The 12648-nt window shown below is 39.8% G+C and carries 13 protein-coding genes; 9 read left to right on the top strand and 4 right to left on the bottom strand.

All coding sequences use genetic code 11. The features are described 5' to 3' along the window. The 5 genes from ACOQON_RS03185 (at position 1) to ACOQON_RS03165 (ending at position 4446) form a co-directional block, all read left to right on the top strand. Complete coding sequence (locus ACOQON_RS03185) at positions 1–1431, top strand: TolC family protein (RefSeq protein WP_420577475.1); 1431 nt, start codon at positions 1–3, stop codon at positions 1429–1431. A 15-nt stretch (positions 1432–1446) separates the two neighbouring features. After that, positions 1447–2121: a heavy metal transporter gene (locus tag ACOQON_RS03180; protein WP_420577474.1), complete on the top strand. Its 675-nt coding sequence runs from the start codon at positions 1447–1449 to the stop codon at positions 2119–2121. A 57-nt stretch (positions 2122–2178) separates the two neighbouring features. Further along, positions 2179–2943 carry a hypothetical protein gene (locus ACOQON_RS03175; RefSeq protein ID WP_420577473.1) on the top strand — a complete coding sequence of 255 codons (765 nt, stop codon included), beginning with the start codon at positions 2179–2181 and terminating at the stop codon, positions 2941–2943. A gap of 87 nt (positions 2944–3030) precedes the next feature. Further along, on the top strand, positions 3031–3672 hold the full coding sequence (locus tag ACOQON_RS03170) for a hypothetical protein (RefSeq protein WP_420577472.1): 642 nt from the start codon (positions 3031–3033) through the stop codon (positions 3670–3672). Positions 3673–3735: 63 nt separating this feature from the next. Then, positions 3736–4446: a DUF2490 domain-containing protein gene (locus ACOQON_RS03165; protein WP_420577471.1), complete on the top strand. Its 711-nt coding sequence runs from the start codon at positions 3736–3738 to the stop codon at positions 4444–4446. A gap of 43 nt (positions 4447–4489) precedes the next feature. Here the strand turns inward: ACOQON_RS03165 and ACOQON_RS03160 are convergent, their stop codons facing one another. From ACOQON_RS03160 to ACOQON_RS03145, 4 genes are read right to left on the bottom strand one after another with little or no spacing between them, the layout of a single operon-like run. Continuing rightward, positions 4490–5035, bottom strand: coding sequence for a DUF2911 domain-containing protein (locus tag ACOQON_RS03160; RefSeq protein ID WP_420577470.1), 546 nt, complete (start codon positions 5033–5035; stop codon positions 4490–4492). Positions 5036–5045: 10 nt separating this feature from the next. Next, entirely contained in the window at positions 5046–5585 is a 540-nt protein-coding gene (locus ACOQON_RS03155; protein WP_420577469.1) for an HD domain-containing protein, read from the bottom strand. Between the two features lie 28 nt (positions 5586–5613). Then, complete coding sequence (locus ACOQON_RS03150; protein WP_420577468.1) at positions 5614–8223, bottom strand: ABC transporter permease; 2610 nt, start codon at positions 8221–8223, stop codon at positions 5614–5616. Positions 8224–8252: 29 nt separating this feature from the next. Then, positions 8253–8588 (bottom strand): PadR family transcriptional regulator, encoded by a 336-nt coding sequence (locus ACOQON_RS03145; protein ID WP_420577467.1) that lies wholly within the window; start codon positions 8586–8588, stop codon positions 8253–8255. Positions 8589–8808: 220 nt separating this feature from the next. On the opposite strand from ACOQON_RS03145, the gene ACOQON_RS03140 reads away from it, so the two are divergent. From ACOQON_RS03140 to ACOQON_RS03125, 4 genes are all read left to right on the top strand, one after another. Beyond that, the gene (locus ACOQON_RS03140) at positions 8809–9222 is read left to right on the top strand and encodes a hypothetical protein (protein ID WP_420577466.1); all 414 of its coding nucleotides are present in this window, start codon (positions 8809–8811) and stop codon (positions 9220–9222) included. Positions 9223–9231: 9 nt separating this feature from the next. Next, positions 9232–10251: a sensor histidine kinase gene (locus ACOQON_RS03135; RefSeq protein ID WP_420577465.1), complete on the top strand. Its 1020-nt coding sequence runs from the start codon at positions 9232–9234 to the stop codon at positions 10249–10251. Then, a complete protein-coding gene (locus ACOQON_RS03130) occupies positions 10248–10994 on the top strand; it encodes a LytR/AlgR family response regulator transcription factor (RefSeq protein ID WP_420577464.1) in 747 nt (248 codons plus the stop codon). Before ACOQON_RS03135 ends, ACOQON_RS03130 begins: the two co-directional genes overlap by 4 nt. Positions 10995–11156: 162 nt before the next feature. Next, a complete protein-coding gene (locus tag ACOQON_RS03125) occupies positions 11157–12632 on the top strand; it encodes a fasciclin domain-containing protein (protein ID WP_420577463.1) in 1476 nt (491 codons plus the stop codon). Positions 12633–12648: the final 16 nt, after the last annotated feature.

Genomic DNA, 12648 nt, shown 5'->3' with positions numbered 1-12648 from the left:
ATGAAAACGAAGCATATGATCCATAGTCTATCAATTGTCTTGATAGCTATACTGCTGACTTCATGCATCCCGGAACTGAATGTTCGGAAAAAAAGCCAAAAAATGCCGGAGGAATATGCCCAAGCAAAAGATACCACGAACCTATCTAATGTCAGATGGCAGGAATATTTCGATGATGAAAATTTGATTGCTTTGATTGACACAGCTCTTGCTAATAATCAGGAGCTCAACATTTTCATGAGAGAGATGGAAATGCTAAAGAATGAGGTACAAATACGTAAGGGAGAATACCTTCCTTCCGTAGATGTAGGTATGGGTGCCGGATTGGATAAGCCGGGGGAGTTCACCCGTGCTGGAGCTGTCGAAAAAAATCTTCCTATTCACGAAGGAGATGAGTTTCCGGAACCCTTATCTGACTTTGGATTTGGTGCATATGCTAATTGGGAAGTAGATATATGGAAGAAGTTGCGAAATGCAAAGAAATCTGCATTGACGAGATATTTAGCTTCCGTTGAGGGGCGAAATTTTTTGGTGACAAATCTGATATCTGAGATTGCAAATGCCTATTATGAACTATTGGCGCTGGATAAACAGCTGGCCATCGTTCAGCAAAACATAGCTATCCAAAGCAATGCTTTGGAAATAGTGAAGGTGCAGAAGCAATCCGCAAGAGTGACAGAGCTAGCCGTCAAGCGTTTTGAAGCACAGCTTGCAGGTACAAAGAGTCTGGTTTTTGAAATCAGTCAGGACATCATTGAGGTAGAGAACGAAATCAATTTTTTGGTTGGGAGGTTTCCTCAGCGAGTTGTAAGGTCTTCCGGAGGCTTTGATACACTAATATCAGACAGTCTGCAAGTGGGTCTTCCATCCCAGCTTTTGGAAAACAGACCAGACATCAGACAGGCAGAGATGGAGTTAGCTGCTTCGAAGCTAGATGTTAAGGTGGCAAAAGCACGGTTTTATCCCCGCCTTGAGATCGGTGCGGGTATCGGCTATCAGGCATTTAATGCGAAATATCTGCTTGAGACTCCTGAATCGCTCATGTATGGAATCGGCGGTGAATTGATGGCACCATTAGTCAACCGAAACGCGATCAAGGCACTGTATCAGAATTCAAACGCCAGACAAATTCAAGCTGCAATTGAATATGAGCAAACGATACTAAATGCGTACGTGGAGGTTGCCAACCAGATATCCAACTTTCAAAACCTGAGACAGAGCTACAGATTTAAACTCCAGCAAGTCCAATACTTGAATGAGTCGATTGACATCTCTAATAATCTTTTCAGAAACGCTAGAGCTGATTACATAGAAGTATTGCTAACTCAGGAAGAGGCGCTTGAATCCGAATTTGAACTGGTTGAAACGAAGATGGCGCAACTACAGGCATCTGTAAATATTTATCGTGCCTTAGGTGGTGGATGGGAATAATATAATACTCATAGTATGACAAAAATTATTAGAAAAACATACCCGAAAGACTTTAGTCTTGGAATATTGGCAATCATTTTTGTGCTCGTATTTTTTCTGTCCGGCCAACTTTTTGAGAAAAGGCAGCCCGAATATGAAGGTTTTATAAATATCTATATGGCGGAATTCTTAGTGAGTTCCGCCGTAACCATCATGATCCTGATCCTATGGGAAGAAATCCTGTTTCCTGTCTCAATCAAGCCAGAAGATGGTGGTTTAGTCTTTAGAAATCATAAGCGAAAACTGGTCATACAGGCATTGATTTATCTATTGATACCAGCCATAGTGATTTTTCTGTTTCTCACTTATAATGTCAATGATTTTAGGTTTTTCATTTGGGCTGGTGTTGTCATCGTTTTACCCATTGCGGGAAAGCTTATTTCCGGCATCAATAACTACAATGATTTTTTAAAACTCACTCCAGACTTCATTGAATATAAAGACAATGAAATGGAGGGGCGGTTTAATGTTGCTGAAATACAGAAAATCAGGATTTTAAAAGACGATCACGATGAAATTAGACAGCTAGAGCTGGATCTACATTCATCTTCCCCGGTTACAATCAACATCTTCCAGATGGAGCTGGAAGATTTTTATGACTCAATCGAAGAGTATATCAACAAAAATTACAAGGATCTGCTAGGGTCTTAAAACCCTGGCATGAAATAGCTATGAGGAATTAACATAAAAAATTAAAAAAATAAGGCCATGAACAAATCAACGAAAATTCTATTTATGGTACTCGTGATTATTTTCATTATTGTCTATGTAGCCCATAGAAATACCACGACGTATCAGGTGGAGCCTGAATCCATTCCCAAGCTTACAAAACAGCAAGCGGAGAACCTGGACAAATACCGTGATCGGTTTGCGAGAAATGAATACCACCTGGAAAAAGCTCTTAAAGCAGTGAATGAGCTGAAATCCGCTCTCGACACAATGAAAGGAAACGTATATAAAGATGTTTCGATCAGACTCAAAATTCTGCATCATCGAAGTATTATACACCTTGAGGAAATCATTGAATCGTTAAAGACCTATGAGGAATACCCTAACCTGAGTCAGCAGGAACTTCTGGATGAAGCAATCAACGAGCTTAAAAAAATAGATCAAGAAATCATGGGTGACTCGCTCCGTCATCGGGATATTCAAAGTGCGTTCTATTTTACCCTTAACACGCTGGCAAAAGCCGAGGTGAATATCTCAGAGTCAGCTCTCAAGACCAGCCAAAATGAGTTGGCGATGCTAGCCTTAAAGCAAGCACAATTACATGTGAAAAATGCTTACCTAATGGACTATGCTAATCAGCAAAATGGTGCAGAAATAAAAAGCCTGGAAGCTGATATTTTCAAAGAGCTAGACAGCCTGATTGCAAGTGATTCTATTTCGGTAACTCTGGTGGATGCACGTTTGAATAAAATATCCAATGAATTGGACTCTCTAATTGGACTTATAAAGTCAAGAAATAATTAAAAACATTAAAAACTAAATATAAGGACGTCAAGAAAGGCTGATCCTTAAGATAGATCGGTCAATGTCTAAAACTAAACATCTAACACAATGAAAAAGCAACAAGTCGCCATTATCGTTATTGGAATATTTGCCCTTTTTGCAATATTCTATTTTTACAACCAGGAGCCTGAAATTGAACAGCATCCGACGCTTAGCGCGGCAGCCAAAATGCCGGATTATCACCTCAAAAATGTGGCTCACTATGAGGAAGAGGAGCGTCATGAAATGAGTGCATTCAGTTTGGAAAAAGCCATTGAATCAATCTGGAAGCTGGAGAAAGATGTGGATGATGAGAGCTTTCAAAAGCTCGAAGAATCCATTAGTCGTCTCGAAGAAGTGCACAGAAGCATTGTGAAAGACTCTATCAGCTCGATTGATTTGAGGTCAACTTTTGAATATGCGTTGAATAATCTGGCTCACGCCGAACTTGAGATAGCAGAGATGTACGCTGAAACGAATCAAATGGAAAAAGCCAACATTGCATTGAGATATGCGCAATTACACATAAAAAATGCGATGCTCTTTCACAGCCCATATTGGGGGAGTGATTCAGTACAATTGGCCATAGAGAAGCATGTCTTTGAAGAAATGGATAGCCTACTGGTTAATAAGGCTGTGTCGCCTGTTAATTTCACCATGACGGTAAATAAAATGATCAAGGAAGTGGATCAGATAATAGAAAAAGAATGAACTATTTAAGTAAATAAGAGGTCTATAACTTTTTCAAACCAATTCAGGCCTTATACTTGAAGTATGAAAAAGTTATTGTTAATTATCTCTTTGCTTATTATCGGATTCCAATCACAAGCACAGGATGACATTCATGGTGATTCAGAGTTCTGGTTTTTGCTTCTTAATCACTATAAAATCAATGAAAAATGGACGGTAGGGAATGAATTGCATATCCGTCGAACAGATTTTTTGAGCGACAATAAGCAGTTTATTCTTCGCCCTTTTGTGAATTTCACACCGGGAGAAAGTGTAATCTATTCGGTAGGATATTCCTATATAAAAACACATCCTTACGGAGAATATCCTTTACCAGGAACCTTACCAGAACATAATTTTTGGGAACAAGTTACGATCAATCAAACGCTTGGTAAGTCCACATTTTCACATAGATATAGAATGGAGCATAGGTATCAGGGAAATCTGATTGAAAGACCTCCCGGTGGAGCAGTAGAAATAGATGGTTATAACTTCAGTAACCGATTCAGATACAGACTAACCTGGAGAAAACCCCTCTCAGATAAGTATTTTATACATGTGTTTGATGAATTATGGGTATCCACTGATGGTAACTTCAGGCAGGCAACTTATAATCAAAACTGGATATATGCCGGGATAGGCAAAAATGTTGGGAATGGAAATATACAATTAGCGTACTTACATCAGCATGCAAGTGCAGATGAAATTGTTGAACGTCATCCTTCACTTCAAGTAACTTTTCAGTATGATTTTTAGAAAAGTCATCCCACCACTTCAAGTGGTAGGATGACTATATATTTTACTGCTTTTCTAAAGGCAACACCCATTGGTATTTATCCCATGAAAACACCAAACGCACTCCTAACGAATCAGGCTGTGCGTTAATGGTAAACTGTTCAGTATGTGTCGCATTCTGCATAGGGACTACAGTGGTGGCCACATCCATCGAATAATCCGGCTCAGTATAGCCCCAAAACCGAAGATCTGAGTTTAACCGAAGCTCCATTTCACCCTCGCCAGGAATCGCATAAATTACATATTTCCCCGCATCCATATCCGTATCTCCAAACCGGAAATCGTAATTGACGTCCAGGAAAGTCGGTTCATTTGCTCCTAATCTCCAGTATACACCATAAGGCTGCAAAGCTCCTTCCTCCGCTTCGCCAAAGATCATACGTTCTCGAACTGAGGGACGAGAATACTCTACTGATACCGTGTCACCATTGGCGGTCGCAGATGTCTGTCCCGGAGGACTCAATGTCCTGTTTCTATTGTTGAGATAAAAGAAGGCAGCAATGATCAACAGGATCAAAATGCCAAATCCGATTAATAATTTCTTTTTCATAATCTGTGTTTTAGATGTCGAGTTCTTCCTTATGCTTTTTCAGCACATCTATGATAAAGTTAATGTGATCTGTCATATCCACGGCCAGCATCTCTACCCCGGCAGCTATCTCGTCGCGCTCCACCTTGGCTGCAAAACTTTTTTGTTTGAGCTTCTTTTTTACTGATTTGGCTGAAAGTGTCTCTATGCCTTCCGGTCTTACCTGACAGCATGCCACGATGAACCCTGTTAATTCGTCACACGCCAACAGCGCTTTATCTAAAGTCGTCTCGTACGGTACATTCCACTTGGTATAGTGGGCAGAAATCGCATGAGCAATCTTCTCTTCTCCTTTTTCACACAGAAGTGCAACTATTCTATTTGGATGCTCCTCAGGGTACTTTTCATAGTCTGCATCATGCAGCATTCCGGTGATTGCCCACTCTTCCGGATCTTCTTTGAATTTTTCAGCATATGCTTCCATGACCAATTCGACAGTTCGTGCATGACGAAGCAGGCTGTCGCTTTCAGTCATGGAATGCAGTATCTCTTTTGCCTCTTCTCTGTTCATAACAGAAAAGATAGTAAGATCAAATCAATCACTCATCTCTAAGCATATCTGCAGGGTTGGTCTTAGCTGCTTTGATGGTTTGCCAGCTAATTGTCAGGAAACCAATAAGAAAAATCAATAGAACGCCGGGAAGTAGTTCCATCGGACCGATATCAATCCGCTTTTTAAATTCTCCAAGAATGTACTCCGTAAAAAAGAAATACGTGAATGGAATAGCTATTACCGCCGAAATGAAAAGCATAATCATAAAACTTCTCGATAAAATCATGATCAGGTTTTGCTCAGTTGCTCCCAGCACTTTTCTGATGCTTACTTCTTTGATTCTCGTTTCTGTAGTGAAAACAGCCATCCCCAATAACCCCATCGTTGATATTGTTATTGCCAATATTGCCAGAAAGGTGAATATCCTAAACATCACTTTGTAATGGGCATAGGAGGATTGGATTTGTTCATCCAGAAACTCCGCTGTAAATGGATGCACTTTCTCTACATCGGCCCATATTTTTTCCATTTTATCCATCAGACCTATGATATCTGTGGAGCTAACAACCATGTTGATATTATAAAGATCGTCTTTGCCTCCTGGTATCAACGCTGTGGGTTCCGGGTCGCTTGCCAGGTTCTGATACTGGTAGTTTTCGATCACTCCGGTAATCTGAACAGGCAGATCATCTTCATTTCTTCTCTGTAGATACAGTATTTCTCCCAATGCTTCCTCTGGCTTGTTAAATCCAAAACGTTCACTTAGCGATCGGTCTATGATGATGAATTTAGGGTCCTCCTCCCCTTCCTTCATATCATAAGGGAACGTTCCGCCTGCCAAGAATTTCATACCATGCACACCCGGGTAGTTTTTATCTACCCGATTAAAGTAAATGGAGACCGAATCCATCGGGTCTTTATACTTCAACTCATCTCCCCATATCTCACCAGTACTCGGGATCATTCCAGAACGAGACATCTCTTTTATCTCCGGTAGTTTGGCGAGCTCATTCATCAATAACTCAGAATCATTCCTAAACAACTCCATATTCAAGATATTCTCGGTATTAAAGCCAAGATCATAATTGATAGAGAAATTGTATTGCCTGTAGGTAATTGTAGCTCCTATGATCAAAGCCATGGAAATAGCGAACTGAAATACAATAAGAACTTTACGCAAATTGACTCCTTTGAACATTTTCAGTTTTGTTGCATCTGTCAGGATGGATATTGCCTTCAACTTTGAAAGCACAACAGAAGGAAGAATTCCTGAGACAAAACCTATCACGATTGCAAACCCGATGAAATACACCAGGTTCATCCAGGTAAACTCCATTCCGATGTTTTCCTCATCCAATACAGAAGCGACAAACTCAGGTTTGATCATTTGATACAGTCCCACTGCGATTACCAGCGAAAAGATGGCAATAAGGATGGCTTCAAAAACAAACTGAGCTAACACCTGTGATCTGGACGCCCCCACGACCTTTCGGATTCCCACTTCTTTAGCTCGTCTTAATGCTCTTGCGATTGACAGGTTAGTATAGTTGAAACAGGCTGATAAAATGATGATCAAAGTGAGACCTAGAAGCTGATAAATACTTTCCCAGTTGATACTCGGCCCGATTTGATTGGAGAGATCTCTGCCCGGAACAATATCCATCAGGCTTTCCAGCTCATGGGTAATCGTGAATCTATCCGTTTTTTCATTCTCCTCAGAAGCAATTTCTATCAGGCTGGCATTGATCTGCTGAGGAGTGGTCCCTTCGTCAAGAAGGACATAAACATAGTTCATCCAGATGCTCCTCCAGGTAAAAAAGGATGAGTTTTCATCATCCCGATGATCATTTGCTATGGTAGAAAAAGATGCGAGTGCCTCAAATTGAATATGGGAGTTTTGAGGCACTTCTTTTATTATGCCAGTGACCGTGTAGCTTTCTTCACCGGCCGAGACGACTTGACCCACAGGGTCCTCATCTTTAAAAAGTTTCTCGGCAGCTTTTTCAGTTAAGATGATTGAATTGGGATCAACCAAAGCTGTGGAAGGGTCACCGGATTGCAGATCAAAGGAAAAAACATCAAAAAATTCTGGAGTTGAATAATGACCCCTTACATTAATAATGTTTTCACCTTTGGCGATATCAGCACTGAAATTACGTCGCATAATGAGTACTTTTTCAAAGCCTGTGTACTCCTCCTTTAATTTTTCCCCGATGAACACTGAGGTAGACGCTAAATCGAAAGGGTCATCATTCGATACACTTTGATAGGTCGATGTTACCCTGTAGATCCGATCTTTCTTTTCATGAAATTCGTCAAAGGTCAGCGTCTCTCCGATGTAAGTGATCATGAGTAGTCCCACTGACATAGATACTGCCAGTCCTATAATATTAATTGAAGAAAAAAGTTTGTTTCTAGCTATGCTTCGCACACTTGTTTTGAAGTAATTAGCCATCAGGTTAAAAAAAGTCATTTGTCCTATTATTTTGGGTTTTTGAATCGTGTACAGTCTGCAGAATTTGAGCACATCCAGAAAGAAGATAAGGTTGGCCCTTCTCCTGCTTTTTTCAAGGTTTCTGAAATAATATTCATGAAGATCACCTTGAAGATCCTCGAGAAGATCCTTCCGACAGTAGAATTCAATGATTCTATCCATCCATCGGGGTGGCCCTTTAAGCTCGTTGTTCATTTGATCCCTTGAAAAACGAGTTCTGGAATTTTACCCCAAAGTTGATCCCGCTGTTCTTTTGCTTTCATCAGCGCTACCTTGCCAGTATGTGAAACTGTGAAAAATCGCTTCCTACGCCCCCCTCTTTCTTTCGTAGGCTCTCCTAACTCAGAAGTAATTAGTCCTTTATCTTCCAGCCGTTTGAGTACGGCATGCACCACACCAAGTTTTGTTTTTCTTCCCGTTACATCCGCTATTTCATCTACGATATTTACACTATATGCTTCCGACATTAGCGAGGCAATTGTCAATAATACGATTTCCTCAAACTCACCTAGATTGGTCCCTTTCATTCGTTAGAATTTTATTAATTCACTAAATGTATAAAAAATAAATACGCGATGAAGAAATAGAAGGTTATATTTTTTCATGTTTTGTATGAAAAAAATAACTCACAATTCAACAAGAAGAAATGACAATCCAACTGAAGATCGTACAGGTCAACTAATTCGATAGACATTAAGAGACAAATACTCGTGTCATTTGTATCAAGAAACCGAAAAGCACACGATTATGAAAAAGTACATTGCTATCTTCTCTTTAATGTTGTTGGGTACTGCAGTTAATGCCCAGGAATTTGAAACACCTGAAAGAGGTGCTAAAATCTATGCAAAGGAATACACCATTTCAGTAGATGCTGAAGGTGAAACTACTTTCGACCTATGGCTAATACGATCAAGGTTTGCCAAAAGAGCTACCTTTTTGACTCCCAAGTTGATTTCAAGTTCAAATTTGTCGTTTGAAATCACACAAGATGAGAATAACAAAGATCATTATACCGTGAAAGTATCTGCCAAAGATGTTGAAACGGGCCAGTATTCAACCACTGTATCAGCCAGGAGTACCGGCACTCAAAAAGTGGTTGGAACAACACTTTCCTTCAATGTTACGCCTTCAAAAGCCGTAGCATCGAAAGATGGAGAGTAAATTAGCCCTATGAAATATCGGTTTAGGTTCATTATCGCTCTCTTTGTTTTCCTCTTTTTTAAGGTAACAAGAGACGACTCAAGGAGTGAGATGCTCCACTGGGATCAAGGAACATGGATCTCACTAGCCTATACTGTTATTGTAATCCTTGCGCTATGGGAAATAGTTGCCCGCTACATACATGCGGCAAGCAACAAAACCAGCATAAACTCGAATAAAGGATTGTATATCCTTTCCACAAAGGCAACACTTCTCGTGTTGCCTTTGGTGTTTTTATTTGCATTCATTTATGACAATATCCTTGAATACATAAGCTGTTGCCCGGAACACTATTATGGAAGTTTTCTAATTAATACCGCCCAGGGTTTTGTTATTTCTCTTTTAATCATCGCATATGAAATCATTAATCTCTACGTAAGGAATGCGATAAGGTCGGCACGTGAAAAAGAGCAAATTCAGAAAGAACTAGCAGCGGCTAAACTGGAAAGTTTGAAAAATCAAGTCAACCCTCATTTTCTTTTTAATAGCTTCAGTGTTCTCACTTCGCTTGTTGAGGAAGATTCAAAGGCTGCCATAAAATTCATCTCGAAGCTCTCTGACATGTATCGCTATATTCTGGAAAATGATGAAAAAACAGTAGTCACTTTAGAAGAAGAATTAGCCTTTATTGACAGCTATCTATTTCTACTCTCCATGCGTCATCGCTCAGCTATTGTGGTGCACAAACATCTGGATTTATCTGCGAAAGACATTTTAATTCCCCCTATGTCCTTACAAATGCTGATTGAAAACGCAGTGAAGCACAATGCCTTTTCTGTTGACGATCCTCTTCATATTACTGTGAAAAATGATGGCGAAAAAGCAATTATTGTAGAGAATGAAAAGAGGAAGAAAGAGTATCTTACCAGCAGCACCCAGATTGGTTTAAAAAATCTTTCCAAAAGATTGATTTTATCTGCGGGTAAAGCTTTGGAAATCTTAGATAATGACCAGACTTTTCAAGTAAGATTACCACTTGCACGGGCATGAATGCGATCATCATAGAAGACGAAGAGCTCTCGGCCAATAGACTTGAAAAATTAGTAAAAGAACACACGAGCATCAGTGTGAAAGGAATTTCTTATTCTGTAAAATCTGCCTTGCAATGGTTAAAGGAAAATGAAACTCCTGATCTCTTATTTCTGGATATCCAACTCGGAGATGGTACCGGATTTGATATTCTAAATGAATTGACCTCATTCCCCAAAGTCATTTTTACTACAGCATTCGATAAATACGTGTTGGACGCTTTTAAGTACAATAGCGTTGATTACTTACTAAAGCCGGTAAAATCTGAAGATTTGGTGGCTGCTGTTGAAAAACTAAAAAAGGTGCAAGGACAGAGTGATATAAATCACATGGTGGATTCCCTTCGAGCCCATTTAAAAACCGGATTCAAGAAAAAATTCCTTATTAAAATTGGTCATAAATTCCAGTCTATCGGTGTAGAAGAGGTAGCCTATTTCTATAGCGAATCAAGTACTTCCTATTTAAAAACACTGAACGGAGATAGTCTTATTACCGACCACTCTTTAGATGTATTGCAAACCATTCTAAATCCGGAAGACTTCTTTCGAATCAACAGACAGATGATCGTTTGCGACAAGCATATTACATCGATTGATTCTTATTTCAACAATAGGTTAATGCTAAAACTAAAGCCCGAATTTGATGACCATGTAATCGTGAGTCGGGAGAAGGTAAAGGCATTTAAAGAGTGGCTGGACAGGTAAAAATTAGTATTAGCCATCTTCCTGAATTGATTTAAGAAATCAAAAACAACTCAGATGACTTTTTAGCTGGTTCGGATTCATCTATAGCTATTTCGGTAAAAATCAGTAGAACATATGTATAGACATTGGTTTTACATCATGATTCAACAAAAAAATTAAATCATGAAAAATTTAACACAAGAACCAAAACTATTTAAAGGACTAAAGCTAGTGTTTGGCGTAGCAGCATTTGCTTTAGTATTACTTAACACAAGCTGCGGAGATGATGATGGTGCAGAAGTTTCTGCTGATAGCATCGTTGAAATAGCTGCAGAGACAGATAATTTATCGTCACTTGTAGCTGCTCTTAACAGATTCCCTGATTTAGTGAATACGCTTTCTGATGAAAATGGATCATTTACAGTATTTGCCCCAACCAATGCTTCTTTCAATGCTTTGCTAGAAGCTACAGGTCAGGCAAGTCTGGATGAAATTCCTGATGCTGTCTTAAGAAGAGTATTGGAGTATCATGTTGTGAGCGGGGCTGAACTAGTTTCATCTTCTCTTACCGATGGTGCAACAGCTACTACAGTACTAGGTGAGGATGTCACTGTAGGAGTGGATGGTGCGAATGTCACGATAAATAGTGTTGCAGTTGCATCTGCTGACGTAGAAGCATCAAATGGAATCGTACATATCCTTGACGGCATACTTGTACCATCATTGGAGGCAAGTATCTTAAACACTGTAGTCGAACCTGCTTATTTCAATAAAGATTTTACCATTCTTACGGAAGCTGTAGTGACAGCTGGTTTGCTGAATACGTTAATTGATTCTGATGCAAATTTCACAGTTTTTGCACCAACTAATGATGCGTTTGAAGCAGCCGGAATTACTTCTCTCGACGGATTAACTGCGAACGATTTGACACCAATCTTACAATATCATGTTTTGAATTCAGAGGTAAAACAAGCGGATCTACCAGCTACAGGTAGCGCAGTAACAACCTTGAATGGTGATTTCTATCTTAGTATCAACAGCGATGGTGTATTTATTAACGGATTGACTGAAGTAACGGCCACTGACATTGACCAAGATAATGGCGTAGTTCACGTAATCGATCGCACATTGATTCCAGCGGACCAAGATATTGTAGAAATAGCTGTTGCAGCTTCGGAGGCTTCAGAAGCTGAGTTTAGTCAACTGGTCGCTGCACTTACTGCAGTAGAGAACGATGAAATGGCCGCAGATTTAATTACTGTATTAAAAGGTGACGGACCATTCACGGTGTTTGCACCAACTGATGCGGCATTCCAGGCACTATATGATAAAGTACCTGATAGCGATGACGATGGTGATAACGATATCACTGACCTTGTAGCTGCAGCTGGTGGGTTAGATGTAATCGCAACTGTGCTCCAGTATCATGTATATTCCGGAAGAGTTTTCTCTGCAGACATTCCAAATATTCTTGATGGGAATGCTTCAGCTGAAATCACTGCTGTAGCAGGTGGATCATGGACGCTCAATAGTGACTTAACCATCACTGATACAGATGGAGCTCTATCGTTAGGAACTTCAAATGCAGCAATTGTTGGAACAGACATTCTGGCAACAAATGGTGTAATTCATACCATAGATCAGGTTATTCTTCCATAGAGTAATTTTATTCAAA

This window comes from Ekhidna sp. (genome assembly GCF_965221965.1).
In the GTDB taxonomy this organism is placed as follows: domain Bacteria; phylum Bacteroidota; class Bacteroidia; order Cytophagales; family Cyclobacteriaceae; genus Ekhidna.
Note: the sequence above shows the minus strand (reverse complement) of the source record. Positions and strands in the feature narration are given on the sequence as shown.